Below are 24,404 nucleotides of genomic sequence, written 5' to 3' on the forward strand. Positions count from 1 at the left end.
TCCGAGTTGCGTGTGAAAGCTCACATCCCGTTTCCCCCACGGGATTTCAGGAAACCCACACACGCGAAGGCGCCGCCCGGCTAGGCTCGGGGCCTTTGCCGGACGGCACCAACGGATGGCTGATCAGCCCACGTTGGACACAGGGATCAGATGTGTCCGTCCTCCAGCATTTCGGTCACAAGTGCGGCGATCTGGGACCTCTCGGACCGGGTGAGGGTGACGTGCGCGAAGAGCGGATGCCCCTTCAGCTTCTCGACCACGGCGACCACGCCGTCGTAACGCCCCACCCGCAGGTTGTCCCGCTGTGCCACGTCATGGGTCAGCACCACCCGTGAATTCGCGCCGATCCGGGACAGAACGGTCAGCAGGACGTTCCGTTCCAGCGACTGGGCCTCGTCCACGATCACGAACGCGTCGTGCAGGGAGCGGCCGCGGATGTGGGTGAGCGGCAGCACCTCCAGCATCCCGCGGGCGGTGACCTCCTCGATGACCTCGCGGCTGGTGACCGCGGAGAGGGTGTCGAAGACCGCCTGAGCCCAGGGGCTCATCTTCTCCGCCTCGCTGCCCGGCAGATAGCCCAGCTCCTGCCCGCCGACCGCGTACAGCGGCCGGAAGACCATCACCTTCTGGTGCTGACGGCGCTCCAGGACCGCTTCCAGGCCCGCGCACAGCGCCAGCGCGCTCTTGCCGGTGCCGGCCCGCCCGCCCATCGACACGATGCCCACGTCCGGGTCGAGCAGCAGGTCGAGCGCGATGCGCTGCTCGGCGCTGCGGCCCTTGATGCCGAACGCCTCGCGGTCGCCACGCACCACCCGGATGGTGCCCTCGGCCGTCACCCGGCCGAGCGCCTTGCCCCGCTCGGACTGGATGGTCAGACCGGTGTGCACGGGAAGGTCGGCGGCCTCGGGCGCGTACACGTGGCCTTCCTCGAAGAGGATGTCCACCTGTTCGCCGGACAGGGTCAGTTCGGACATTCCGGTCCAGCCGGAGGAGTCCGTGATGGCGAGTTCGGCACGGTACTCCTCGGCGAGGAGACCGACCGAGGACGCCTTGATCCTGAGCGGCAGGTCCTTCGACACGACGGTGACGTCGTACCCCTCGGCCTGCAGGTTCCGGGCGACCGCGAGAATGCGGGAGTCGTTGTCCCCCAGGCGGTAGCCGCTCGGCAGCACGCTGGGGTCCGAGTGGTTGAGCTCGACACGGATGGTGCCGCCCAGGTCGCCGATCGGGATGGGGGCATCGAGGCGGCCGTGCCGGACCCGGTAGTCGTCCAGCAGGCGCAGCGCCTGCCGGGCGAAGTAACCGAGCTCGGGATGGTGCCGCTTGGCCTCCAGCTCCGTGACCACCACGATCGGGAGCACGACCTCGTGCTCCTCGAAGCGGGTCATGGCGTTCGGGTCGGCCAGCAGGACGCTGGTGTCGAGAACATAGGTGCGCCGGTCGGACTTGCGGCGCGCTGTGCTGGTCACCACGGAAGGACGTACCCCCTCGGATGAGGTCGGGGAGCGACGAGGATGGGGACCGGGCTGGGCCGGGCGGGAAAAGTCCCGACCGGTCGACGGCCGCCCTGCACGGGCCGAAAACCGGCCCCCCGCTGCTTCTTCCGTGCCGTGACCGCACGGTCGGGCTGGTGCAAAGGGCCTCCCGGGCGGACGGCCCCGAGCCGCCCGCTGAGATCCGATGCCCGTGGTTCGGGCATCGACCTGTTTGGCTTATGCCCTCGAACATGCGCCGCCATGCCACTGTCTGCAACGACGAGAAGGTGAACTCCGTGTTACCCGTGCCCCGAAAAGGGTGATTCACGCCTCATGGGTGACCTGGGGCAGTCCGCCGTGACGACGGGGTTGTCCGGCGTGGCGGGGGTGCGGCGGGGCGTGTGTCGCGTTGACGTCCGCCGTCACCAAGACGTCACCCGCCGTAGCGGCGGTGGCGGGCCGCGTAGTCACGCAGGGCGCGCAGGAAGTCGACCTTGCGGAACGCGGGCCAGAAGACCTCGCAGAAGTAGTACTCCGAGTGGGCGGTCTGCCAGAGCATGAATCCGGACAGCCGCTGCTCGCCGCTGGTGCGGATCACCAGGTCGGGGTCGGGCTGGTCGCCCGTGTAGAGGTGACGGCCGATCATCTCGATGTCGACGGAGTCGGCGAGGCCCTCCATCGAGACGCCCTTCTCGTGGGCGTCGAGGATCATCGCGCGGACCGCGTCGGCGATCTCCTGCCGGCCGCCGTAGCCGATGGCGACGTTCACCAGTATTCCGTCGACGTGCGCGGTGGCCTCCTCGGCCTCCTTCAGCGCGTGCTGCATCTGCGAGGGCAGCAGGTCGGGGGTGCCGACGTGGTGGACCCGCCAGCGGCCGTCGGCGGCGAGGGTGCGGACGACGTTCTCGATGATGCCGAGGAGGGGGACCAACTCCTCCGGCGGACGGTTGAAGTTGTCCGTCGACAGCAGCCAGAGGGTGACGACCTCGACGTCCGTCTCGGTGCACCAGCCGAGGAACTCCTCGATCTTCTCGGCGCCGGCCCGGTGACCGTCGACGGGGGTGGAGCCGGCGGCCTTCGCCCAGCGTCGGCTGCCGTCCACGATGACACCGATGTGCTTCGGCACCTGAGCGTGGTCCAGGTGGCCTTCCACCCGGCGTGCGTAGAGCCTGACGAGCAGGCCGCGCAGCTTGTCGCGCAGGTTCACTTGAAGTCCGCCCCTCGTGATTCGGCTGCGGGAGTGTGCGGGAATCCGCGGGCCGAAGCCTACCCCGCTGGGAGTTGAGGGGGGTTCCGCGGGGAGGAAGGCCACCGGACGGGGAGTTGCGACGCCCGAACGGCCGCATCCCGGACACCGGGAACCGGGTGGGCGCCGGACGCGAACGGGGACGGCGCCGCGGGCAGAAAAAACGGGCCGGTCCGTGGGGGGGAGACGGACCGGCCCGAGGGGGGGGTTCCACCATAACCCTTTGTAAGTGATGCTGCGCGCATCGGCGCGCCATCACTACTCTCCGCAGTCGTCCGACAGCGCCTTGAGGGGGTGGAAACGCTGGATTCACGGGCCTCGGATGGCCGATTCACGGCGGAATCCCAGGGAAAGTGGCCCCGAACGAGGAGATCAAGAGGGTTTGAGCCGTCTTGAGGGCCCCGCGGCGGGTTGTCCGTCCATCCCCCCGACGGGCGACCCCTGCCGCGAACGGCGGCTTGACGGGAGCGGCTGACGCATCACGGCACCGCGCAGCCCCCTCCACTGCGCGGTGCCGCCCGCGCAGCTTTGCTCACGCGAATTACCTTGGTCCGAACTTACGTGAATCTCCGGTTCGACATGAAGCCGCGACGGTAACGATGTGGGAACGCCACGACAATGCGGAGTGAACGCGAAGATCCACTGTTCGCTTATGCGTAGTTCCATAGCGATCCGCACCGGTTGGACCGGTTGGGCGGGACCGTCCCGGCATGCACCGCAATGATCGCCGGAGTCCGGCGCGGGCGCGGCCGCCGTCCGTGGACCCGGACGGCGGTTCTTGGCCATTCTTCGGCGCCTGGCATTCCAAGGCGGGTGCATCGGGGCCGACGGGCCGCCATCCGCCGGTGCGGGTCCGTCCGCGGGCCGGGGCCGGGCACGAATCCGCTCTTCCGGAGCAGCCGTACGGAGACGGCGCGCGGAGACGGCGTGCGGAGACGGCGTGCGCGGCGGACGGCTCACGGCTCACGGCTCACGGCTCACGGCACGAGCGGCCGGACCTCCTGTGCGGTGAACCGTACGAAGCCCTCGGGGTCGGGTTCGTCCCCCGTCGGCTGGAGGATCACGGTGTCGGCACCGGACTCCGCGAGCCGCCGTACGGCCTTCGCGACGGCGTCCGCGTCCCCGGCGACCCCCAGGCCGGGGACGGAGTCCAGACCCTCCGCGACGAGTTCGGCCCGCAGCCGGGCGGCGGCGTCCGGTCCGGTGGCGGTGAGCAGATAGACGACGACCGGGTGCGGCTCGCCGGCATCGCGTCCCGCGGCGGCCCGCCCCTCCTCGATGAGCCGCCGCGCCCGGCGGACCCCGTCGGGGGAGGTGGCGGCGGTGAGCACGGTCCCGTCGGCGGCCTCGCCCGACAGCCGCAGCGTGCGCGGCCCCTCGGCGCCGGCGAGGACGCGGACGGGGGTGGGCGGCGGCCAGTCCAGCGCGACGTCGTCGAGCCGGACGTACCGCCCGCTCACGCTCAGCCGTTCCCCGCGCAGCAGGCCGCGCAGGGCGTCGAGGTGCTCCCGCAGCAGGGTCAGCGGTGACTGGGCGCGGACGCCGACCTGGCCCATCCAGTCCTGCACGCCGTGTCCGACGCCGAGGACGGCACGCCCGGGGAACATCCGGTGCAGCGTGGCCGCCTCCATCGCGGTGAGGGCCACGTTCCGCAGGGGGACGGGCAACAGCCCGACGCCGATCCGCACCCGCTCACTCCAGGCGAGCGCGGCGGCTGCCGCCGAGATCCCGCCCTCCCGGAAACAGTCCTCCCACAGCCACAACTCCTCAAGCCCCACCTCATCAGCCACCCGAACCACGTCACGAAGCCGCTCGGGGGGAAGCTGGGGGCGGAACACTGCGCCTAGTGCGGTCATGAGGCTGGTCCTACCCCAAGGCGCCCGTCCGTCAACTCGGTTGCTGCCACCGGGCCTTCACGGCAGGGCATCGGCGACGCCCTGTTCTTTCGTCGGGGGCTGTCGGAGCACGTAGAAGTGACGTGGAGCCGGTACGGCGATCACCGCGGCATATCGGGGGTCACCCGCGAACCAGATCTCCCGCACCTGTGCCTTCCGCTCGGCACTGGCGCGCCTGCCGAGGCGACCGCCCCACCAGAGGGAACGCACATGCGAGTGCATCACCATGGTGACCGGCTGATCCGATGCGTCCGGGTTGGGGAACTTGAGCCACGCGTAGCCGTCGCGGACCCCGGGGAGGTTGCCGATGCCGCTTTCCGGGGTCTCGTACACCTGCCAGGGGTACTGCCGAAGAAGACGCCGGGTGCGAAAGGCTCCTTGCCAGTAGGCCCACTGGAGGAATGCCCGGTAGAAGGTGTAGGCCAGCGGGACGAAGAAGAGCCACAGCGTCCAGGGGGCCGACACGGTCACGTACCACGCCAGGAGCCCCAGCCAGGCCGCGGGCCACAGGATCTGACCGAGGAGGGCGCCGATCAGCAGCTTCGTCCAGGCGCGGCGGGTCGCCGGGTCGTCCCAGGCTCTGTGGAGATGTGTGGGCGACATGTCATTCCTTGTCGGGTACGTCAACGAATGTGCCAGTAAGCGGATTTTCGAAGCTGACCGTGACGGCGATGTCCGTGAGGAGGGCCCGGTAGTGCCTCCCCTGCCCGACAGCCGTCGTCGCCAGAGAGAGGATCGCAATGCGCTCGCCGTCCGGGCATGGCGCGTGGACCGTTACTTGGAGCAGTTCACGAGGGGCAGCGAGGCCGAGTTCCGGCGGGGCAGGCAACCGGGACTGCACAAGTGCGGCCGGACCGCACGGGAGATCCAGAGTCTCGATGTGTTCCGCCCGTTCCGCGCAGGCTGCGGCACGCGCCGCGAGAACGCTGCGCGGGGCCCAGCCGGTTCCCCGCCAGGCAAGCATGAAGAGGGACAACAGCGGACCACCGTCGCCCACGTCGTCCGCGTGCAGGCCGAGGGAGCAGTGCACCGTTCCCGCTTCCACGAGCAATCTGGCCAGCCGGAGTACCGGCCCAAGGTCCGCCAGCCCACTCGACACCTGCGCCGACGGGCACCGGGACGTCGCCAACTCCTCCAGGGGAAGGGAGACGAAGCCCGGTGGCATCGCGAACCATACGTCCGCGTCCTCGCTGTGGGCCGAGTCGTCGATCGCGTACGGAACTCTCCTCATGACGTCTCGCTCGCGCCGCGCAGCAGGAAATGCAGGGCCCCATGGTCGCTGGAACATCGACACCTAGAGTTCTGGGTCCGTCCAGGAGGTTGCTGACCGTCTTGGCGGCATCGTTGTCCAATGTTCCGACGAAGCTGCTCGCGACGCCGTAGACAGCCGTTCCTGCCCCCAGGATCGTCGCCGGCCTGTCGACCTTCTCCACGACCGGCGCCAGCCGACCGCCGAACACCCGTGCGTGTGCCAGGAAACTCGCCGCTCCCCCAGCTGCGGCGGCCTCAGATCTGATCGAGGCCCCGACCCCCTTGAAGGACGTCCCGACGTTGCTGCCTGCCCTCGCGAGTCTCTGCCCGAGCGTCAGCACCTGGTCGCCCTCTGCCACGAGCGACAGCAGCGCCCCTGACTCGCCGACTGAGCGGAGTCCGAGGTAGCCGCCTTTGGCCACCGCCCCCAGCCCCGGCAGTGTTCCCAGGAAGTCGCCCGCTGTGCCGAGCAGGTTGCCCCAGAAGTCGATGTCCAGTTCGCCCTTCGTGAAGCCGTCCTCCAGGGACGCCAGGACTTCGGGGTCGCCGACGCGCAGAGTGAAGGCCGTCGCGCTGAGCAGGCCCGCCGCCAGGAACAGCATCCAGGGGGCGATGGCCGTCAGACCCAGCAGCGCGATCACCCCCAGCACCGCGGCACACGCGCTCAGGATGTCCGGCAGGTTGTCGCCCACCCAGTCCGTGAACCTGTCCCACGCGTCCGGTTCCTTCGGCGCCGACCTGTACGCGGCGTCGCCGATGTGCCGTGCCCGCTTGCGCGCGGTCTCCTCGTGCTCGCCCGCGAGGGCACGCGCGCGCCTCAGTACGTCGTCCAGCTCGCCCTGCGCCGCCGTGACCTTGCGGTCGGCCCCCTCCGCGTGCTCCCGGGACCGCCGCAGCGCCTCGCGCGCGTCCTTCGCCTCGCCGTCGAGTCTCCTCGCCCGCCGCTGGAACTCCTCCAGTTCGGCTGCCCACAGATCCAGCTGCCCGGCGGCCTCGGCGACGGAGCGGGCGCCGTTCTCCAGAGTGAGCGGCAGCGGACCCCCCTCCAACCGCTCCCGGAAGGCGACCGCCGCGTCCCCCTCCCAGTAGCTGCCGTCCATCAGTTTCGTGACCTTGGCACGGGCCCTCTCCATCTCCCTGGCGCAGTCGGACAGCTTGCGCTGCATCTCCCGCACCCGGTCCGCGTCGCCGGGCGCCGGGTCGAAGCCGAGATGCGGACAGCGGTCCGTGGCCGTGCCCCGCCCCGTCACGCGGCCCCGCCCTTCCGGCGGGCCTTTGCCAGCGCCCGCTCCAGGGCCACGTCCACCTCGTGGAAGTCGTCCTTCGCCTTCCGCGTGATGTCGGTGAGCTTCCCGATCTGCTCGGCGATCTCCTCGGCCCCGTGACGCCAGTCCTGCTGGAACCGGTCGCAGGCCCTGTCCAGGGCCTCCGTGCCGAGGCCCTCGACACCCGGGTCGTGCAGCACCTTCCGCAGGGCCGTGAACGACTCCTGCGCCTTCTTCAGGTCCTTGAAGAACCTGTCCAGCTCGGTGCCGTCGACCTTCAGCCGATCCGCCATGTGCGCCCCTCTTCGGGCGGGGCCGGAACTCTCATGATCCGTTCAACGACGCCACGGAGCTTCGGTGACTTGCCGGCCCCGGGGGACGCGGCAGGCCGTACGATCGCCTGCGTCACCACCGTGGAAGGGGTCGGGCGTGGGGCGCTGGCGGGACGGACGGGGGCTGCTGCTCGTGCACGGGGACGGCGAACCCGTCGGTGTGCCGCTGGAGATCGCGGCCTCGTACCGCGCGCGTACGAGGGGGCTGCTGGGGCGTGACTCGATCGACGGCGCGATGCTGCTCTCACCGGCGGGCAGCGTGCACACCTTCCGCATGCGGATGCCGATCGACGTCGCCTACCTGGACCGCCGTCTGACCGTCATCGCCGTGCGCACGATGCCACCGGGACGCCTCGGACTGCCCCGGCTCCGTTCCCGGCACGTGCTGGAGGCGGAGGCCGGAGCCATGGCGGGGTGGGGCGTGGTGAAGGGGGCCCGGGTCGGCGTCGAGGTGCGGTGAACCCGGTCAGCCGCCCGTCCTCGGGAACGTGACCTCCACCCGGCGGTTCTTCTTGCGGCCCTCCTCCGTGGAGTTGTCGGCGATCGGGTACTGCTCGCCGTAACCGCGGACGTCGAAGGTGACGTTCGGGTCGTTCAGGTCCTGGTCCAGGACGCCCTGCACGGCGTTGGCGCGCTGGCGGGAGAGGACGTCGCCGTGGGCCGATGAGCCCAGGTTGTCCGTGAAGCCGAAGACGCGGACCTGGGTCGCGTTCTGCTTCCTGATCTCGTCCGCGATCGCCGAGATCCGCGACTTCGCGGCGTCGTTCAGCTTGGCGCTGTCCTTGCTGAACAGCACCTCGGCCTGGAGGGCGAAGGTGACGTCCGCGTTGGTGTCCTCCCTGCGCTCGTCACCACTCTGGTCCTCCACGACCGACTTGATGTCCAGGACCTTGGGCGCGGCCAGGGTGGCGCCCTCGGGGAGCTTGAGGTCGGGGTCGGTCGGGTCGATCTTCACGGGGGCGGAGGCGGAGGGCTCGGTGCCCGGGGGGACGCTCGGGGCGCCGCCGTCGGCGCGGGCGGCCGTCGCGCCGTAGAGGTTCGTGACGAGGAGGAGCGTGGCGGCGCCCAGGGTCAGGGGCAGGCGTGGTGTGGTCACTGCGGCCTCACCCGGAGATCTTGATCGTGCCGCTGGAGAAGGTGGGGAGCTGGAGGGTCACGTCGGTGGTGTCGGCGGGGGGTGCGGGGAACTGCATGAAGACGGGGATGGTCTGGCCGGCGTCCACGTTCGTGATGCCGGTGCTGGTGAGCGGCCGACCGTCCGTGTCGCGCAGGACGTAGTAGCGCTTCTTGCCCTTGGAGTCCACCAAGGTGGCCCCGCCGAGGGAGAAGCCGTGCTTGGTGATCTCCGTTTCGTCGCCGCTCACCTGCGCCGGGATCACGACGGAGTTGGCACCGTCGTTCTTGATGGCGCCGTTCACCGTGACGAAGCCGCCCGAGTCCCGCTGCGCCGAGGTGACCTGGAGCAGCAGTCCGTCCGTTCCCTTGAGTTCCGCCAACGGAGCTTGGGACTGACCCTCCTGAGCGCTCGCGTTCGATCCACTGCTCTTCGACGCGGAGGGGGACGCCTTCGGGCTCTTGGCGTCACCGCCGCCACCGCCGCCACAACCGGCGGCGCCTACGGCGAGACCGGCCGCAACGGCCAGGGCGACCATCCCCCTGCGAGCCTTCGCCGTGAACCGAACACTCATCGCTCAGCCTCCTCATTCACTCGTCGATTCGCTTGTCAGTCGGCCAGGTGGACGTCGAAGAGGTCCTCGGGACCCGGGAGATGCTTGAGATCGGTCGGGTCCAGGGTCCAGTTCCGGTCCCTGCAGGTGAGTTCGGGCAGTGCGCCCGCCGCTCCGGTCAGCGTGAACGTGCAGAGCGGCTCGATCACGGCGGTGGCGTGTGCCGTCGACTTCATGTTCTCCGTACCGGGCACGACGGAGTCTCCGACGGTCTTGTTCGTCTCGGCATCGACCTTGTAGCTCAACGGAGGCTCGGGCGTGCACTGGGCCGTCGCGTCGTTCTGGGCCGCCAGTTCGGCGGCCCGCCAGCAGGAGTCCGCGACGTCCACGTGCCCGTCGAAGATGTCCTGCCACTTGGTCGGGTCGAGTACGTCCTTCACCCACTGGCCCGCAAGCTCGTCACGGGTGTTCACGGCCGCGGCGAGCGCTGCCGCGTCGGCGGCCGTCTGGGCACCGTTCCGGTTCACCGCGGCCTGGCCGACCGCAAGGTAGGCGAACGCGAGAAAGAGCAGGCCTCCCACTACGGTGATGTAGATGGGGAAGGCCTGCCCAGAGTCTCCGTAACGGCGCAGACGTGTCACGTGATCTTGTTGATTTGCGCGGTGATCTTGGTGAGGATCGTCTGACCGATGCTGGTGCCCGTGACCGCCAGCACGATCGCCACCACCACCGCAATGATTCCCAGGTATTCGACCGCGGTCTGCCCCCGGTCGTTTGCGCGCCGCTGCATCGCAACAAGCATCCTCAGCATCAGGTCGCTCATGGTGCTCCCCTCCGGGTTCGGTACCGATCGTGGCACCGTACGGCGGAACATACCCTTCGACGGAGGGTCTCAGGACCCAAATCCGGACCCAGTTCATCCTCAACTCACCCCCAGCCACTTGGCCGTCGCCTGGGCGCGGGTGGTGGTGTGGAGCTTGGCGAAGATGCGGTTGATGTGGTTCTTGACCGTCTTCTCGCTGATGAAGCAGACGGCGGCGATCTGCCGGTTGTCCATGCCGGTCGCGATGAGGTCCATGATCTCCGCCTCCCTGCCGCTCAGTTGAAAGCGGGATTGAGTAGACTGTCTCACATCTGGTTGCATGTGCGAAGGCTTTTGGGGAAAGAGATTCTCCCGAGGCTCGGTCAGTTCTTCTTGAGGGTGTGCAGTCGCAGCGTTCCTGATGTGCGCCAGCAACGCCTTCGTCGCCGTAGGGGTGAAGTGCGGTCGGCCCGCGCCCACGTCCCGGACCGCCTGGGTCAGCTGGGCGGTGGTGAACTCGCCGTGGACCAGGTAGCCGGCGGCGCCGAGGCGTACGGCCTCCTGGACGAGGGCCGTCTCGTCGCTGTACGTCAGCATCATGACCGGTGCGAGCCCGACCAGGTGGGGCAGTGCCGCCATGCCGTCGACGCCCGGCATGCGGACGTCGAGGAGGATGACGTCGGGGCGGTGGCGCAGGGCCGCCTCGTAGGCCGTGCGGCCGTCCTCGGCCTCGGCCACCACCGTGAGGTCGTCCGGTGCGGAGAGGACCGCCGTGAGGCCCGCGCGGATCACCGGGTTGTCGTCGGCCACCAGGACGCGCAGGGCAGGCGGCGGGGGTTCCGCGTGCTCCGGGAAGGGGTGCTGCGGCATCGGAGGGCCTCCTCTCGTCTCCGTCATGGCAGGGGGAGCTCCACTCGGACCTGTGTGCCCCGGTCCGCGGACAGCTCGATGCGGGCACCCACCGACGCCGCCCGTTCCGTCATCCCGAGCAGGCCGAAGTGCCCGGCGCGGCCCAGGTCTTCGACCGCCAGGTCCGCGGGGAGTCCCCGGCCGTCGTCGTGGATGGTGAGCAGCAGGTGGGTCGCGGTCGTCTCGGCGCGTACGGCGACCCGGGTGGCGCGCGCGTGGCGGTGCGCGTTCTCCAGCGCCTCCGCCGTGATGCTCAGCAGCTCGCGGGAGGTGGCGGCGGGGAGCGGTACGGGAGTGGCCGGGCCGACGTATGTCGCGCGGAGGGCCGTACGGGCGGTGAAGTCGGATACGAGGGAGCTGAGTTGAGGCAGGACGTCGGGGGTCGCGCCGTCCGGCTGTGCGCGCAGGTCCGTCAGGAGGTCACGGGACTGGGCGGCCGCGCTGCGGGCCGCGTTCGCCACCAGTTCCGCCTGCTGACTGATCAGCGCCGGGTCCAGGCGGTCCGGGGACGCGGCCGCCGACTGCGCGAGGCCGTCCGCGATCAGGGCGACGCCGTACAGGGTCTTGGTCACCGAGTCGTGCATCTCGCGGGCCAGCCGCACGCGTTCGGCGCTCACCGCCTCCGCCGCGGCCAGCCGGGCCCTGGTCTCGGCCAGCGCCTCGGTGGCGGTGCCGAAGCGGAGCATCAGGGTGCGCAGGGTCGAGCCCATCGCGCCGGTGATGACGCAGAGGCCGGGCAGCAGGAGGGACTCGGCCACGATCGTGTGGTGCCGCAGGGTCGCCTGGACGAGCAGCAGGATCAGGGATTCGAGCGACGCGAACACGGCCGCTCCGCGCCAGCTGTAGAGGAGGCCGGCGAGGAGCGGGGTGCAGACGCTGACGTACGCGAGGGTGGTGTCGGGACCGGCCGAGACCAGGAGGAGGGAGCCGAAGAGGGCGTCGGCGGCCAGCAGGGCGGGGTGGCGCAGCAGGAGGGGGCCGAAGCGCTGCCAGTCCCGGAACAGGACGTACGAGACCATGAAGGTGACGACCACGGCCGAGCCGACCAGGCGGGCGCCCAGGCCGGGGGTGACGTTGAGGAGGGCCGCGGGGGTGGCCACAGCGATCATCGCGAGCCGGAAGCCGAAGACCTGCCGGCACATCGCCTGGAGCGCACGGACCTCGACCTTCGTCCCCCGCTCGCCGATCTCACCGCTCCGGCCCCAGTGGGCCCGCTCGCCGACCTCACCACGCCCGCCCCGCTCGGCCCGCTCGCCGACCTCACCGCTCCCACCCCGCTCGGCCCGCTCGTCTGCCTCCCTCGGCGGCACGGTCGTCGTCACCCCCGTCTACTTCCCCGTGACCGACCCGAAGTTGATGCCCGAGCCCAGCAGCAGGCCCGTCGCGAGCAGGAGCATCGTCGCCGGGACCATGAACGTGGTGATCATCAGCGTCGCCTTCGGGACCGCCCGGGCCGCCTTGCGGCGGGCGTTCTGGGCGTCCGTACGGCGCATGTCCTTGGCCAGCGCGACCAGGGTGTCCACGATCGGTGCGCCCAGTTCCTCGCCCTGTTGGAGCGCCGTCACGAACATCGCGACCTGTTCCGAGTCGTTCCGCCTGCGCAGCTCCGTGAAGGCCTGGCGGCGGCTCATCCCCAGGTCCATCTGACGCAGGGTGATGCGCAGTTCGTCCGCCCACGGCCCCTCGTAGTGCGTGGCGACCCGGTCCAGCGCCTGGCGGAAGCCGAGGCCCGCGCCCACCACCACCGCGAGGACGTCCAGGAAGTCCGGCAGGGTGCGTTCGATGACGTCCTTGCGGACACGGATCGCCGACCAGATGCCGACCTCGGTCCAGAACGCGCCGAACAGGAGCAGGACCAGGGCGATCAGGTACTGGCCGCGCAGGAGGAACACCAGGAAGCCGGTCCCGCCGAGCGCGCCGTAGACCGCGCGGCGGGCCGCGTAGCGGTCGATGGTGAGGCCGCCGGGGTTGCCCGCCAGGTCGATCTTGCGCCGGTACTTGGCGACCAGCCGCGGCCCCATCAGGCGGAGGACCGCGGGGGCGTAGCGCATGCCCATGCGGTCGATGAGGGAGTTGGCGGCGCCGGTGCGGGTGGCGCCGACCTCCAGGGCTGTCGCGAGGTCGGTCGGGAGCTTGACCTCCGCGCGGTACATGCGGACGCCCGCGAACACCCCGTAGACGCCGAGGGCCATCAGGAGGGCCAGGAGCAGTGCCATCTTCCCGACCCCCTACACGTCGATCCGGCTCAGGCGCCGGATCAGGACGAAGCCGACCGCGTACAGGCCGAAGGCGACGACGACCGCTCCCTGGCCGAGCGCGGAGCCCGTCATGCGGTCCAGCGTGCCGCTCTTGACCCCGTTCATCAGGAACAGGGCGCCGATGCCGAGGACGGGGACGGCGTACGACGTCATCGTCACCTGGGACAGCTGGGTGCGGATCTCGCGGCGGGTCTCCTTGCGTTCCTCCAGGGTCTCGGTGAGGTTGCGCAGGGCGGACACCACCTGGCCGCCCGCCCTGTTGGAGAGGACGAGGGTGGTGACGAGGACGACCAGTTCACGGGAGGGGAGGCGTTCGGCCAGTTCGCCGAGCGCGTCGTCCAGGGAGTGCCCGATCGCCAACTGGTCGGCGACCTTGCCCAGTTCCTCGCCCGCCGGGGCCTCCAGTTCCTCCGCCGCCATGCCGATCGCGGTGCGCAGGGCGAGGCCGGCGTGGGTGGCGTTGGCGAGGATGCGGGCCAGTTCGGGGAGTTGGCCGATGAACCGTTCGATGCGTTTCTGGCGCTGCCAGTTGAGGAACTGGACGGCGGCGAAGACCCCGAGCAGGCCGGCGATCGGGCCGAAGAAGGGGGCGAGGGCGGCCTGGCCGATGAGCCAGAGGGCCACGACGGCCGCCATCATGTAGGCGAAGAACTCGCCGGGCGTCACGTCCAGGCCGGTGGCCGCCAGGCGGAGTTCGAGGCGGCGGCCGATCCCGGTGCCGCGCAGCCGGCGGTCGAGGGTGCGGAAGCGGCGCCTGCGGCCGGACAGCGGCACCTGACCGGTGCCGGAGAGGCGGTCCACCAGGGCGGCGCGCTGGGCCCGGCCGGAGGCGTAGCTGTGCAGGCCCACCACGGCCAGCAGGCACGCCAGCAGCGTGACCCCGGTGGTGAGGGTGACGAGGTCGTGCAGAGGCATGGGGCTACCTCGCTTCTCGGGTGGTGAGCTGGTCGAGGTGCTGGGCCACGCCGAAGGCCTGCGGGATCGGCTGGCTCGCCATGTAGAGGCGGTCGGCGGTGCGGCGCGGGAGCGGGAAGTACTGGAAGGCGCCGTGGACCCGGCCGTCGTGGGTCATGGGCCGGGCGTCGAAACGGGCCACGGTCGCCAGCCGGTACGGCTCGCTGCCGTGGCTGTCGAGCACAGCGATCTCGGTGATCCGGCGGGCGCCGTCGGCGAACCGGGTGAGCTGGACGATGACGTCGACGGCGCTGTTGATCTGGTCGTGCAGGGCGACGAAGGGGACCTCGACGTCCGACATGGAGGCCAGCGTCTGGAGCCGGGTCAGGGCGTCCTCGGCGCTGTTGGCGTGGACCGTGGCGAGGGACCCGTCGTGGCCGGTGGACATGGCCTGGAGCATGTCGAGGGACTCGCCGCCGCGGACCTCGCCGACCACGATCCGGTCGGGGCGCATGCGCAGCGAGTTGCGGACGAGGTCGCGGATGGTGACCTGGCCCTTGCCCTCGACGTTCGCGGGCCGGGACTCCAGGCGGACCACGTGCGACTGCTGGAGCTGGAGTTCGGCGGAGTCCTCGATGGTGATGATGCGTTCGTGGGCGGGGATGAGGCCGGAGAGGGCGTTGAGGAGGGTCGTCTTGCCGGTGCCGGTGGCGCCGGAGACGATGATGTTGAACTTCGCCTGCACCAGGCCCGCCAGCAGGAACACCATGTGCTCGTCGAGCGAGCCGAAACCGATCAGCTCCTGGAGGGTGAAGGAGCGCGGGAAGCGGCGGATGGTGAGGGTGGGGCCGGTGAGCGAGAGCGGCGGGATGATGACGTTGACGCGTTCGCCGGAGGGCAGGCGGGCGTCGACCATGGGGTTGGACTCGTCGACCCGGCGGTTGACCGTCGAGACGATCCGTTCGATGGTCTGCATCAGCTGGTCCGCCGAGACGAAGCGCAACGGCAGCTGCTCCACCCGGCCGCCGCGTTCCACGAAGATCGCGTCGGGGCCGTTCACCATGATCTCGGTGATCGACGCGTCTTCGAGGAGCGGCTCCAGGATGCCGAGCCCGAGTGCCTCGTCGACCACGCGGCGGATCAGCTGGGAGCGTTCCACGGTGGAGAGGACGGGGCCCTCGCGGCTGATGATGTGACCGAGGACGCGTTCGAGACGGGCCCGGCGCTCGGCGGCGGCCAGCGCGCTCATCTCCGCGAGGTCGATCTCCTCCAGGAGCTTGGCCCGGTACGAGGCGACCAGGTGGCCGTCCTCGCCCCGGCTGCCGTTCTCCTCGGGGGAGTTGATGCGTGCCCGCAGGCTCATGGTGCCGTGCTCCTCGTTCCGTGGTCGACGGGCATCGTGGCGGACTTGGTGGCGTTGCCCAGGTCCCAGACGATCTTCGGGATGTGGACGGTGGCGGTGACGGTGACGGAGTCGCCGCCGCCGGAGGAGGCGCAGCGCACGTCGATCCCGCCGCTGACCGCGCCGGCGCAGGCGGCGCCGACGTCCTGTTGCAGCGAGGCGGCGCGGGCACCGGCCCGGGCCGCCGTGCCGGCCTGTTCGGCGGCGTAGGCGACGGCGCCGAGCTGGATGCCGGCCAGGGCGACGACGAGGAGGATCGGGACGAAGCCGAGGTACTCGACGGCGACCTGGCCGCGGTCGCGGGGCTGCCGACGGCGGTTCGGAGGGGGGGTCGGGGGGCGGTTCGGAGGGGGGTTCGGAGGGGGGTTCATCAGCGCTTCACCTCCTCCACCGTGCCGGCGTGGCCGTGCACGGTGACCGGGAAGTCGATCGTGCCGGGGAACAGGACCGGGACGCGCAGGGAGACGTCCGCGACGACGGTGCCGGTGCCGTCGCAGCGGTCCACCGTGGCGCCCTCCCGCCAGGCGCTGGAGAGGTCCTTCAGGGCGGCGGCCTGGCAGACGCCGAAGCGTTCGCCGCGCGGCACGGCCGTGCCGGCGCGGGCGCCCTCGTCGGCGGCGTTCCCGGCCAGGGTGAAGGCGTAGCCGGTGAGGACGGCCTGCCAGACGAGGACGAGGGTGAGGATGATGACCGGCGTCATGCCGAGCAGTTCGATGGAGACCTGGCCGCCATCGCGTGCTCGGTCGGGTGCGGCCCGGTGGGGGTTGCTCGCGCAGTTCCCCGCGCCCCTGCAAGCAGGGCGCCACCGTGAGCGCCCCTTCAGGGGCGCGGGGAACTGCGTGACCGGCCCCCACGCACCGGCACCCGACCGACGACCCCCACGCCCCCTCACGGCAGTTCCTTCCGTCGGCGCAACCCCACGGACGCCCTGCGCGGCACCGTCCGCTCCCCCGTCCGCACCAGCCCCAGCTCCCCCGCCAGCGCCCACAGCGCCTGCCGTACCGTGCTCCGCGCGTCCAGTTCGTGCATCCGCCCGGCGTCCACCGCCCCCTGGAGTTCCTTGAAGTTGGCGGGGACCGGGGTGCCCGCGACCGCCGTCCCGGTGATCCGCTGGATCAGGGCCGGCTGGATCTCGGTGGCCCTCGTGTAGCGGTTCACCACCACCGTGGTCTCCTCGGCCTTGCGGATCTGCAGCCGGTCCCACATCCGGACCGTGCGCTTGGCCGCGCGTACGGCGACCACGTCCGGCGTGGTGACCAGCAGGGCGAGGTCCGCGGTCTCCACGGCCGCCGCCCCGGCCCCGCCGAGCTGGGCGCCGCAGTCGACGACCACCACCTCGTAGCGGGAGCGCAGGGCGCTGAGGATCTGGCGGGCGGCGCGGTCGGTCACCTCCTCGCCGCGTTCGCCCTCGGCGGGCGCCAGCAGCAGCGCCAGCCCGGAGTCGTGGCGGAAGACGGCCTCGGCCATGACGCGCGGGGAGATGTCGCCCACCGCGGCGAGGTCGGCGACCGAGCGGCGGAACTGGACGTCCAGGTAGGAGGCGATGTCCCCGGTCTGGAGGTCGAGGTCGACCAGGGCGGTGGGGTGGCCGGAGGCCTGCGCGGCGAGGGCGATCTGGACGGCGACCAGGGTCGCGCCGGTGCCGCCCTTCGCGCCGCTGACGGTGACGACGGTGCCGCCGACTCCGGCGAGGACGTCGGCGCCGTGGCCGAGGTGCCGGCGTACGCCCGTGGACCACTGGGCGACGGCCTGCACGCGGCCCGCCAGTTCCTCGTAGCTCAGCGGGAGTCCGACCAGGCCGCGGGCGCCGGAGTCCATCGCGGCGGCGAACAGGCCGGGGCTGGTGTCGGTGGTGACGAGGACGACGCCCACGGCGGGGAAGCGGAGCGCGACCTCGCGGATCAGTTCCAGGGCCGGGACCGGGCCGATGCGTTCGTGGACGACGACGACCTCGGGGAGTTCGTCGACCGACTCGGCGGCGAACCGGGCGAGCAGGTCCACGAGCTGGGTGGAGTCCACGACGGGGGACAGCGGTTCGGCGTCCGGGAGCTGGCTGAGCAGGGCGACCAGGGGCCGGGCGGCGTCCGCGTCACCGACGGCGGGGAGGATCCTGATGGGCATGCGAGGCGCCTCTCACTTGTCCGTCGCGAGTTCGTACGTACGGTCCTTGTCCGGCACGCTGGTCGTGGTGCCGGGGGCGACCAGGGCGAGCCGGACCCGCTGGGCGAAGGACTCCGCGTAGGTGAGGCGCTGGGCGTCGAGCGTGGACAGCGCGAAGGTGATGGGGACGGCGTCGGTGGGCTGCTGGTTGCGGTTGTCGGGGTCGACGTAGCTGAGCTGGGCGCCGACGTCCAGGACCCGGGCGTTGGTCACGATGATCTTCGACTGGTCGGGGGCGCTGGCCTGCTTGCCCTGGAAGGTGGCGTAGACGTTGACCAGGGCGCCCGGGGTGATCTTGCCGGCCACGCCGGTGGCCGCGTCGATCATGATGGCGACCTCCTGCTCGCCCGGTTTCAGCTCGGGCTGGTCGACGACCATGTCGGTCTGGAGCAGGGAGCCCTTCTTCAACGTGGTGACCGCGATCTTGCCCTGGATCTCGCCGAGACTGGTGACGGCGTTGGCGGAGAGCCACCGCTTGGGCATCTCGACCTTCTGGAACTGTCCCGCGGTCAGTGTCGTGTACGGCTTGACGTCCGACCGGACCTTGTACGCGGTGACCTCGGGGCCGACCTGCGACTTCACGTCGTCGATGACGGAGAGCACGCCGGCGAACGCGCCGAGGGCGCAGAGCACCGACAGGATCAGGAGTATCACGCCGCGGCGCTGACGGGAGTTCATGGACCGTGCGACCTCATCGGGGAAGCGGAGGAAGTGGGGGAACCGTGCGGTGGGCGGTACGGGTTCGTCCGGGGCGGTCGCCGCCCCGGCCGTCAGGCGGGCGTGCGCTGTTCCAGGGCGCGGGGCGCGGGCGGATCGTAGACGGGCGGGGTGGCGGAGCAGAAGACGCAGCGGTCGCCGATGACGTCGACGCCGCACCAGTGACAGCTGGTCTGCCGTACGGAGGTGACCAGTTGGTAGAGGACCGACAGGTCGGCGAGGTAGCTGGTGAACTCGATCAGCCGGCCGGTCCCCCACCACTCGGCCGACTCGGCGGGCAGCGGGGTCTCCCGCAGGCCGTGCGCGCCCCAGGACGGGGCGAGGCCGCCGATCCAGTCCGACTGCAACTGGCCCCTGGCGACGAGCAGCCAGGTGCTGAACTCGGGTCCGCCCAGCACGGCGTCCGGGCCGACGCGGACCAGCTGGGGTTCGGGGTGCGCGACGACCGCGAACTGGGTGCCGGGCATCCAGGACTTGGCGTGCGCCTTGAGGGTGACCGGGACCCGGTCCAGCTTGGCGACCGAGCCGAGGACGGCGCCGGAGTGGAGGTAGTGGGTGAGCAGCCGGCCGGCCGAGGCGAGCACGCCGGGGCTGAGGTCGCAGGTGGCGAGCTGCCGCAACTGCCGGGCCAGCACGGCGATGCCGAGGGGCGGCAGGTCCGGACGGAAGAGCGCGATCCGGTCGCTCTCCAGGAGGGAGCGCAGGGTGTGCAGGCGCCGGGTGACGGCGTCCGGTACGGCCCCTGAGTACACGACGACCACATGTCCGTACTGCTCGATGAGGGCCACGAACTCGGCGAGGGTCTGTTCGAGCGGGCGCTTGTCGAGGTCCTTCAGGACGACCGCGGGCATGGTCCGTTCGTCCTGCACCGGCAGCGCCATGTCGGCGCTGGTCACGGCAATGGCAGTTGGCACGCGCAGCTCCCCGCTCTTCACACCCCGGCGGCTCACCGGTGTTACTCCAGAGAGCCGGGACGACTTCATTGCGTGACTACCTCAGCACTGTAACCACGCCTCTGTGGCCGGAGAACAGCGTTTGTGCAGCTGTCTGGGATCTGTGACCACACAACCGGCTCCAAATCGGGACAGGTTGAGCATATGACCGGGGCCTGAGGCGGTGCGAATTTGGTCTGGACCTATTGACAGGAGAATTGGTCTGGACCAACTTGTTGTCATGCCCAGACTCATCCCCCGCCCGGCGTCCCCCGGCACCGGACGGCGACGCAACCGCACCTGGTCGGCCGTGGCCACCCTCGCCACGGCCCTCGCGATGGCGGGCCTGACCGCCTCCCCCGCCTCCGCCGCCGACGTCAACAACGCGAAGAACCCCGGCTTCGAGTCGGGTCTGTCCAACTGGACCTGCTCCGCGGGCAGCGGCACGACGGTCTCCTCCCCCGTCCACTCGGGCAGCGCCGCGCTGAAGGCGACCCCGGCCGGGCAGGACTACGCCCAGTGCAGCCAGACGGTGGCGGTGAAGGCCAACTCGACCTACACGCTCAGCGCGTGGGTGCAGGGCTCCTACACCTACCTCGGGGTGACCGGCACCGGCACCACGGACGTGTCGACCTGGACCCCGAACACGACCTGGACGCAGCTGTCGACGACCTTCACCACCGGCGCCTCGACCACCTCGGTGACGGTCTGGACGCACGGCTGGTACGGCCAGGCCGCCTACTACGCCGACGACGTCTCGGTCTACGGCCCCGACGGCGGAGGCGGCTCCGACCCGGCCCCGACCGTCCCCGCGACCCCCACCGGCCTCGCGGTCTCGGGTACGACCTCGTCCTCCGCCTCCCTCTCCTGGAGCGCGGTGTCGGGCGCGACCGGCTACAACGTCTACCAGAACGGCACCAAGGTCTCGGCGGTCACCGGCGCCTCGGCGACGGTCACCGGGCTCGCGGCCTCGACGTCGTACTCGTTCCAGGTCAGCGCGACCAACTCGGCGGGTGAGTCGGCCAAGTCGTCGGCGGTGACGGCGACGACCACCGCGACCGGCACGGGGGGCGGCGGCGCCCTGCCCAAGCACGCCGTCACGGGCTACTGGCAGAACTTCAACAACGGCGCCACCGTCCAGAAGATCTCGGACGTGCCGTCCTCGTACGACATCATCGCCGTCGCCTTCGCGGACGCGACCAGCACACCGGGCGCGGTGAGCTTCACCCTCGACTCGGCCGGGCTCGGCGGCTACACCGTCGACCAGTTCAAGGCCGACATCAGGGCCAAGCATGCGGCCGGCAAGAAGGTCATCATCTCGATCGGCGGCCAGAACGGCACGATCTCGGTGAGCGACTCGGCCTCCGCGACGAACTTCGCCAACTCCGTGTACGCGCTGATGCAGACGTACGGGTTCGACGGCGTCGACATCGACCTGGAGAACGGCATCAACGCGACCTACATGAGCCAGGCGCTGCGCTCGCTGTCGTCGAAGGCGGGCTCCTCGCTGATCATCACGATGGCCCCGCAGACGATCGACATGCAGTCGACGTCCAACGGGTACTTCCAGACGGCCCTGAACATCAAGGACATCCTCACGGTCGTCAACATGCAGTACTACAACAGCGGTTCGATGCTGGGCTGCGACGGCAAGGTGTACAGCCAGGGCTCGGTGGACTTCCTCACCGCGCTGGCCTGCATCCAGCTCCAGGGCGGGCTCGCCCCGTCCCAGGTGGGCCTCGGCCTGCCGGCGTCGACCAGCGCGGCGGGCAGCGGCTACGTGTCGCCCACCGTCGTCGACAACGCCCTCGACTGCCTGACCAAGCTCACCAACTGCGGCTCGTTCAAGCCGTCGACGGCCTACCCCGGCCTGCGCGGTGCGATGACCTGGTCGACCAACTGGGACGCGTCCGCCGGGAACGCGTGGTCGTCCTCGGTGGGCGCCCACGTGCACGCCCTGCCGTAACCGCTGCGGGGTCCCGGCGGCCGGACACGCCGCCGGGACCGGGGCCGCGGGGCGCTACGGCTGCCGCCGACCGCAGCCGTCGCACCCGCAGGTGCCGAGCTCGAACCACACGGTCTTGCCCGGCCCGTCCTGGTGGCAGCCCCAGCGCCGGGCGAGCGCGTCCACCAGGTACATCCCCCTGCCGCCCTCCGCGAGGCCCGCGTCCAGGACCCGCGGCGGGCGGCGGTCCTCGTCGGCGACCTCGCAGCGCAGCAGTCCGTGCGAGGCCGACAGGGTGAGCCGGAACCGGCTCGCCGCATGGCACAGCGCGTTCGCCGCCAGCTCGCCGGCCAACAGCTCGCACACGTACGCCACGTCGTCCTGGTCGGCCAGCCCCCACTCCTCCAGCTGCCGCCGCACCGCCGCCCGCGCGTCACCCGCCGCCGTCGGACGAGGCTCGTACTCGACACTCAGATGACCGGCCCGGGTCGGTGGCTGCGGATACGCGGCGTACGGGGGGCCGGTGTCCGGGAGCCGGCCACCGAAGGGTTGCAGCATGCCCTCCAGCGTGCCGGTGACCGGCTCCCCGCACAGGGGGAGGAATACCTGATCGGGTAACCGCGTACGGGGAGCCTCGGCAGTACGCGCGTACGGCGTCCCGCTCACGCGTACTGGACGCGGATCCTCGCCCCGTCGCCCATCACCCCGTCCCGCACGTCGACGTACGCGCACACCTGGCGGGTGAACCACAGACCCTGCCCGGCCTCCGGGTCCCCGCCGCCCGGCGGCACGAACCCGGCCAGCGGATCCGCCACGGCCCGGCACAGCCGCAGCTCGCAGACGCAGCCCGGGGCCTCGCCCCAGGCGAGAAACTCGATGACGGGTCCGTGCGCCTCGGCCGCCTCGGCCACCGCCCGGGTGAACAGCTCCGCCTCCGCGGGCGCGAGCCCCTGCCCGGCGGCCCAGTCCCGCACCCCCTCCACCGCCGTCAGCCGGACGGCCGACCGCGGGGACGGCGCCAACGGCACGGCGTCCAACTCCTTCACCAGTACCTCCGGTTGCTCGTACACCCCGGTGCCGGGGTGGGCACGGCGGGCCGCGTCGACCACGGCGTCGCCGGCCGTCCGGGTGTCGTACGCGCACATGGCCGTGGTGGCGAAGGGGGCGAACAGCAGGTTGGCGAGGGACTCGTAGCGGATCCACTCGGCGCTCTCCCGGACCGAACGGCCCGCGCGTCCCGCCCAGTCGGGCTCCATGAGCAGGTGGACGCGGCCGCCGGGTCCGGCGTTCGCCGCGAGGAAACCGACGCCCTGTGCCACGGCGTTGGCGGCCGTGCCGGTGTACCAGTCGGTGTGGTCGATGAAACCGACGTCCTTGGCGTCGGTGCCGAGTGCGTCGCGCAGGACGGCCAGGTGGGACGGTGCGGCGATGGCGACCGGCGGCGGCTCGTCCGGCGCGGCCAGGCCCTCGGCGAGGAACGGCAGGGCCGCCGCGAGGAACGCGTCGTCCGAGCCGAACACGGCCATCCGGTGGTCGAACCGCCCCTGGGCCGCGGCGGGGCGGGCGCTCGTGGTGCTGCTCATCGGGTCTCCATTGCGTCAGCGCCGGGCGGTCACCCAGGCGGCGATCTGGCTGCGGTTGCGGAAGCCGAGCTTGCCGAGGATGCGTTCCACATGGCCCTCGGCGGTACGGCGGGCGATCACCAGGCGGTCGGCGATCTGCTGGTTGCCGAGCCCCTCGGCGACGAGTTCGGCGACGCCGAGCGGGCCGTCGCCGTCTGCGAGCGGGCCCTGCGGCTGTGCGAGGCGCACGGCGAGGAGTGGGTCCGCTCCAGGCGAGGGACAGCCCGTCGAGGCGACGGCACAGCCGGGCGACGGCGGCCCGGTTGGCGGGGGTGAGCCGGAAGCCGGGGAGTACGGCGGCGGCACGGTCCGCGAAGAGGGCGAGGGCGGGGTGGGAGCCGGGCGCCGAGAGGTCGCCGTCCGGGTCGGGGACCGCCAGCGGCCGCACCTCCAGGAGGTGTTCCTCGGTGAGCCCGAGGCGGTGCCGGCTGGTGGCGAGGACCCGGACGGCGGTGGTCCCGTGCAGCAGGGCGGCGGCGAGACCGGCGCAGGCGGCGAGCAGGTGCTCGCAGTTGTCCACGACGAACAGCAGGCGGCGGTCGCGCAGCCGCGCCACCAGCGCGTCCAGGGGCGGCCGGGCGGAGTGGTCGTGCAGTCCGAGGGCGTCGGCCGCGGCCAGCGGGACGAGTTCCGGGTCGCGCAGGCCGGCGAGGGCGACATGGCGGACGCCGTCGGGGAAGGCGCGGGCGACCCGGGCCGCGATGTGCGTGGCGAGCCGGGTCTTGCCCACGCCGCCGGGGCCGGTGAGCGTGACGAGGCGGGCCTTCGCCAGCAGCTCACGGCCGGCGGCCTGTTCGTCCCGCCGGTCGACGAAGCTGGTCGTCTCGACCGGCAGGTGGCAGCCCCCGCTCGGCGCCGGTCCGCCCATGATCAGCGAGCCCTCCTCTCGGCCGTGGGTCCACGGTGCCGTGGCGGGCCGAGGAGGGACAGGCGGAGGTCACGCCGGCGAGTGCACTTCGGGAAGGGCCGGGCCCCGGGGCTCCGGGTGGGCTATAGTGCGGCGCTTTTGTCCGGCCCTTCGGCAGGGAGGCCGTCGGGCCGGCCGACGCTCAGTCGGACTCGGCGTCGGTGGCTTCCCCGCCGTCCTCGAAGTACGCGTCCAGGACGGCGTCCAGCTGCGCCTCCCACTCCTGGAAGCGGGAGCGGGACGTCGCCTCGATCTCGATGGGGTACCAGCGGCGGTCCGGGGTGTGGACGGTGATCGTGAACCGCTTGCCGAAGCGCGGCGTCTCGGTCTCGACCGCGCCGATCTCGTCCCAGCGGAACTCGCACTTCTCCTCGTCGAGGCTCAGCCGCACACCGGTCGCGTCGGCCACTATCCGCGCACGGCGGTCGGCGGCCTCGAAGACGGGCCCGTCGGCGGCCGCCTCGGCCCCCTCGCCGTCCTCGGCCGCGGCCTCCTCGGCCGCTTCCCCGGCTTCCGCGGCCGGTGCGGCCGACTCGACGCCGGTGCCGGCCCCGGCCTCGCCGACCTCGGCGTCCGCCGCCTCGACGGCCCTCGCCCTCGCGTCCTGCGGCTCCGCGTCCTGCGGACGGGCGGGCGCCGGTGAGGTGAGCCCGGGGATGAAGGCCGGGTCGAATCCGGCACCCTCCAGGGGCTGGCTGTTGGCTCCTATGCGCTGCTCCACAGCG

26 protein-coding genes and 1 pseudogene are annotated in these 24,404 nt (G+C 71.4%); 2 read left to right on the forward strand and 25 right to left on the reverse strand.

The window, feature by feature from the left end; translation table 11 throughout:
• Positions 1-146: 146 nt before the first annotated feature.
• The 6 genes from ACZ3KP_RS09630 to ACZ3KP_RS09655 form a co-directional block, all read right to left on the reverse strand.
• Positions 147-1,472, reverse strand: coding sequence for a PhoH family protein (locus tag ACZ3KP_RS09630; RefSeq protein WP_132891196.1), 1,326 nt, complete (start codon positions 1,470-1,472; stop codon positions 147-149).
• A gap of 436 nt (positions 1,473-1,908) precedes the next feature.
• On the reverse strand, positions 1,909-2,682 hold the full coding sequence (locus tag ACZ3KP_RS09635) for an isoprenyl transferase (RefSeq protein ID WP_358978497.1): 774 nt from the start codon (positions 2,680-2,682) through the stop codon (positions 1,909-1,911).
• A 1,016-nt stretch (positions 2,683-3,698) separates the two neighbouring features.
• Positions 3,699-4,577 carry an LLM class flavin-dependent oxidoreductase gene (locus tag ACZ3KP_RS09640; RefSeq protein WP_467497836.1) on the reverse strand — a complete coding sequence of 293 codons (879 nt, stop codon included), beginning with the start codon at positions 4,575-4,577 and terminating at the stop codon, positions 3,699-3,701.
• 57 nt (positions 4,578-4,634) lie between these two features.
• Entirely contained in the window at positions 4,635-5,219 is a 585-nt protein-coding gene (locus tag ACZ3KP_RS09645) for a hypothetical protein (RefSeq protein WP_467497838.1), read from the reverse strand.
• 185 nt (positions 5,220-5,404) lie between these two features.
• Entirely contained in the window at positions 5,405-7,033 is a 1,629-nt protein-coding gene (locus ACZ3KP_RS09650) for a hypothetical protein (protein WP_467497840.1), read from the reverse strand.
• An 80-nt stretch (positions 7,034-7,113) separates the two neighbouring features.
• Positions 7,114-7,425, reverse strand: a complete 312-nt coding sequence (locus ACZ3KP_RS09655; RefSeq protein WP_467497842.1) for a hypothetical protein — start codon at positions 7,423-7,425, stop codon at positions 7,114-7,116.
• Between the two features lie 136 nt (positions 7,426-7,561).
• On the opposite strand from ACZ3KP_RS09655, the gene ACZ3KP_RS09660 reads away from it, so the two are divergent.
• The gene (locus tag ACZ3KP_RS09660) at positions 7,562-7,924 is read left to right on the forward strand and encodes a DUF192 domain-containing protein (RefSeq protein ID WP_467497843.1); all 363 of its coding nucleotides are present in this window, start codon (positions 7,562-7,564) and stop codon (positions 7,922-7,924) included.
• 6 nt (positions 7,925-7,930) lie between these two features.
• Here the strand turns inward: ACZ3KP_RS09660 and ACZ3KP_RS09665 are convergent, their stop codons facing one another.
• From ACZ3KP_RS09665 to ACZ3KP_RS09730, 14 genes are all read right to left on the reverse strand, one after another.
• On the reverse strand, positions 7,931-8,560 hold the full coding sequence (locus ACZ3KP_RS09665; protein WP_467497845.1) for an OmpA family protein: 630 nt from the start codon (positions 8,558-8,560) through the stop codon (positions 7,931-7,933).
• 7 nt (positions 8,561-8,567) lie between these two features.
• Complete coding sequence (locus ACZ3KP_RS09670) at positions 8,568-9,152, reverse strand: hypothetical protein (RefSeq protein ID WP_467497847.1); 585 nt, start codon at positions 9,150-9,152, stop codon at positions 8,568-8,570.
• 35 nt (positions 9,153-9,187) lie between these two features.
• Complete coding sequence (locus ACZ3KP_RS09675) at positions 9,188-9,772, reverse strand: pilus assembly protein TadG-related protein (protein ID WP_467497849.1); 585 nt, start codon at positions 9,770-9,772, stop codon at positions 9,188-9,190.
• The gene (locus ACZ3KP_RS09680) at positions 9,769-9,954 is read right to left on the reverse strand and encodes a hypothetical protein (protein WP_358978518.1); all 186 of its coding nucleotides are present in this window, start codon (positions 9,952-9,954) and stop codon (positions 9,769-9,771) included. Before ACZ3KP_RS09680 ends, ACZ3KP_RS09675 begins: the two co-directional genes overlap by 4 nt.
• A 99-nt stretch (positions 9,955-10,053) precedes the next feature.
• A complete protein-coding gene (locus ACZ3KP_RS09685) occupies positions 10,054-10,803 on the reverse strand; it encodes a response regulator (RefSeq protein ID WP_467497851.1) in 750 nt (249 codons plus the stop codon).
• A 23-nt stretch (positions 10,804-10,826) separates the two neighbouring features.
• Positions 10,827-12,164, reverse strand: coding sequence for a histidine kinase (locus tag ACZ3KP_RS09690; protein ID WP_467497853.1), 1,338 nt, complete (start codon positions 12,162-12,164; stop codon positions 10,827-10,829).
• A 6-nt stretch (positions 12,165-12,170) separates the two neighbouring features.
• The gene (locus ACZ3KP_RS09695; RefSeq protein ID WP_467497855.1) at positions 12,171-13,058 is read right to left on the reverse strand and encodes a DUF5936 domain-containing protein; all 888 of its coding nucleotides are present in this window, start codon (positions 13,056-13,058) and stop codon (positions 12,171-12,173) included.
• Between the two features lie 12 nt (positions 13,059-13,070).
• Positions 13,071-14,015, reverse strand: a complete 945-nt coding sequence (locus ACZ3KP_RS09700) for a type II secretion system F family protein (RefSeq protein WP_358978523.1) — start codon at positions 14,013-14,015, stop codon at positions 13,071-13,073.
• A gap of 4 nt (positions 14,016-14,019) precedes the next feature.
• Positions 14,020-15,357, reverse strand: a complete 1,338-nt coding sequence (locus ACZ3KP_RS09705) for a CpaF family protein (RefSeq protein WP_358978525.1) — start codon at positions 15,355-15,357, stop codon at positions 14,020-14,022.
• Positions 15,354-15,767, reverse strand: a complete 414-nt coding sequence (locus tag ACZ3KP_RS09710) for a TadE/TadG family type IV pilus assembly protein (RefSeq protein ID WP_467497857.1) — start codon at positions 15,765-15,767, stop codon at positions 15,354-15,356. The genes ACZ3KP_RS09705 and ACZ3KP_RS09710 overlap by 4 nt, the downstream gene beginning before the upstream one ends.
• Positions 15,767-16,096, reverse strand: coding sequence for a pilus assembly protein (locus tag ACZ3KP_RS09715; protein WP_358978529.1), 330 nt, complete (start codon positions 16,094-16,096; stop codon positions 15,767-15,769). The genes ACZ3KP_RS09710 and ACZ3KP_RS09715 overlap by 1 nt, the downstream gene beginning before the upstream one ends.
• A gap of 188 nt (positions 16,097-16,284) precedes the next feature.
• Positions 16,285-17,517, reverse strand: coding sequence for an AAA family ATPase (locus tag ACZ3KP_RS09720; RefSeq protein WP_467497859.1), 1,233 nt, complete (start codon positions 17,515-17,517; stop codon positions 16,285-16,287).
• Positions 17,518-17,529: 12 nt separating this feature from the next.
• The gene (gene cpaB / locus ACZ3KP_RS09725; protein ID WP_360566473.1) at positions 17,530-18,234 is read right to left on the reverse strand and encodes a Flp pilus assembly protein CpaB; all 705 of its coding nucleotides are present in this window, start codon (positions 18,232-18,234) and stop codon (positions 17,530-17,532) included.
• A 92-nt stretch (positions 18,235-18,326) separates the two neighbouring features.
• Entirely contained in the window at positions 18,327-19,256 is a 930-nt protein-coding gene (locus tag ACZ3KP_RS09730) for a hypothetical protein (RefSeq protein WP_467497861.1), read from the reverse strand.
• A gap of 190 nt (positions 19,257-19,446) precedes the next feature.
• Here ACZ3KP_RS09730 and ACZ3KP_RS09735 point away from each other — a divergent pair, with 190 nt between their 5' ends.
• Positions 19,447-21,171 (forward strand): chitinase, encoded by a 1,725-nt coding sequence (locus ACZ3KP_RS09735; RefSeq protein WP_467497863.1) that lies wholly within the window; start codon positions 19,447-19,449, stop codon positions 21,169-21,171.
• Between the two features lie 54 nt (positions 21,172-21,225).
• Here the strand turns inward: ACZ3KP_RS09735 and ACZ3KP_RS09740 are convergent, their stop codons facing one another.
• The 5 genes and pseudogenes from ACZ3KP_RS09740 to ACZ3KP_RS09760 all read right to left on the reverse strand — a co-directional run bounded on the left by ACZ3KP_RS09740 (position 21,226) and on the right by ACZ3KP_RS09760 (position 24,400).
• Positions 21,226-21,708, reverse strand: coding sequence for an ATP-binding protein (locus tag ACZ3KP_RS09740; RefSeq protein WP_467498085.1), 483 nt, complete (start codon positions 21,706-21,708; stop codon positions 21,226-21,228).
• A gap of 104 nt (positions 21,709-21,812) precedes the next feature.
• A complete protein-coding gene (locus ACZ3KP_RS09745) occupies positions 21,813-22,733 on the reverse strand; it encodes an anti-sigma factor RsbA family regulatory protein (protein WP_467497865.1) in 921 nt (306 codons plus the stop codon).
• A 15-nt stretch (positions 22,734-22,748) separates the two neighbouring features.
• The gene (locus tag ACZ3KP_RS09750) at positions 22,749-22,961 is read right to left on the reverse strand and encodes a LuxR C-terminal-related transcriptional regulator (RefSeq protein WP_467497867.1); all 213 of its coding nucleotides are present in this window, start codon (positions 22,959-22,961) and stop codon (positions 22,749-22,751) included.
• A 22-nt stretch (positions 22,962-22,983) separates the two neighbouring features.
• Positions 22,984-23,640: pseudogene (locus ACZ3KP_RS09755) on the reverse strand (ATP-binding protein); the annotation flags it as partial.
• Between the two features lie 181 nt (positions 23,641-23,821).
• A complete protein-coding gene (locus tag ACZ3KP_RS09760; RefSeq protein ID WP_467497869.1) occupies positions 23,822-24,400 on the reverse strand; it encodes a hypothetical protein in 579 nt (192 codons plus the stop codon).
• Between the last annotated feature and the right edge of the window lie 4 nt (positions 24,401-24,404).

It is taken from the genome of Streptomyces sp. NPDC020958 (assembly GCF_055562175.1).

Bases quoted from the DNA above. Each gene is read 5' to 3' on its own strand.
- ACZ3KP_RS09640 (WP_467497836.1), bottom strand. From the start codon at position 4,577: ATGACCGCACTAGGCGCAGTGTTCCGCCCCCAGCTTCCCCCCGAGCGG.
- ACZ3KP_RS09645 (WP_467497838.1), bottom strand. From the start codon at position 5,219: ATGTCGCCCACACATCTCCACAGAGCCTGGGACGACCCGGCGACCCGC.
- ACZ3KP_RS09650 (WP_467497840.1), bottom strand. From the start codon at position 7,033: ATGCAGCGCAAGCTGTCCGACTGCGCCAGGGAGATGGAGAGGGCCCGT.
- ACZ3KP_RS09655 (WP_467497842.1), bottom strand. From the start codon at position 7,425: ATGGCGGATCGGCTGAAGGTCGACGGCACCGAGCTGGACAGGTTCTTC.
- ACZ3KP_RS09670 (WP_467497847.1), bottom strand. From the start codon at position 9,152: ATGAGTGTTCGGTTCACGGCGAAGGCTCGCAGGGGGATGGTCGCCCTG.
- ACZ3KP_RS09680 (WP_358978518.1), bottom strand. From the start codon at position 9,954: ATGAGCGACCTGATGCTGAGGATGCTTGTTGCGATGCAGCGGCGCGCA.
- ACZ3KP_RS09685 (WP_467497851.1), bottom strand. From the start codon at position 10,803: ATGCCGCAGCACCCCTTCCCGGAGCACGCGGAACCCCCGCCGCCTGCC.
- ACZ3KP_RS09695 (WP_467497855.1), bottom strand. From the start codon at position 13,058: ATGGCACTGCTCCTGGCCCTCCTGATGGCCCTCGGCGTCTACGGGGTG.
- ACZ3KP_RS09700 (WP_358978523.1), bottom strand. From the start codon at position 14,015: ATGCCTCTGCACGACCTCGTCACCCTCACCACCGGGGTCACGCTGCTG.
- ACZ3KP_RS09705 (WP_358978525.1), bottom strand. From the start codon at position 15,357: ATGAGCCTGCGGGCACGCATCAACTCCCCCGAGGAGAACGGCAGCCGG.
- ACZ3KP_RS09710 (WP_467497857.1), bottom strand. From the start codon at position 15,767: ATGAACCCCCCTCCGAACCCCCCTCCGAACCGCCCCCCGACCCCCCCT.
- ACZ3KP_RS09715 (WP_358978529.1), bottom strand. From the start codon at position 16,096: ATGACGCCGGTCATCATCCTCACCCTCGTCCTCGTCTGGCAGGCCGTC.
- ACZ3KP_RS09720 (WP_467497859.1), bottom strand. From the start codon at position 17,517: ATGCCCATCAGGATCCTCCCCGCCGTCGGTGACGCGGACGCCGCCCGG.
- cpaB (WP_360566473.1), bottom strand. From the start codon at position 18,234: ATGAACTCCCGTCAGCGCCGCGGCGTGATACTCCTGATCCTGTCGGTG.
- ACZ3KP_RS09730 (WP_467497861.1), bottom strand. From the start codon at position 19,256: ATGAAGTCGTCCCGGCTCTCTGGAGTAACACCGGTGAGCCGCCGGGGT.
- ACZ3KP_RS09735 (WP_467497863.1), top strand. From the start codon at position 19,447: ATGCCCAGACTCATCCCCCGCCCGGCGTCCCCCGGCACCGGACGGCGA.
- ACZ3KP_RS09740 (WP_467498085.1), bottom strand. From the start codon at position 21,708: ATGCTGCAACCCTTCGGTGGCCGGCTCCCGGACACCGGCCCCCCGTAC.
- ACZ3KP_RS09745 (WP_467497865.1), bottom strand. From the start codon at position 22,733: ATGAGCAGCACCACGAGCGCCCGCCCCGCCGCGGCCCAGGGGCGGTTC.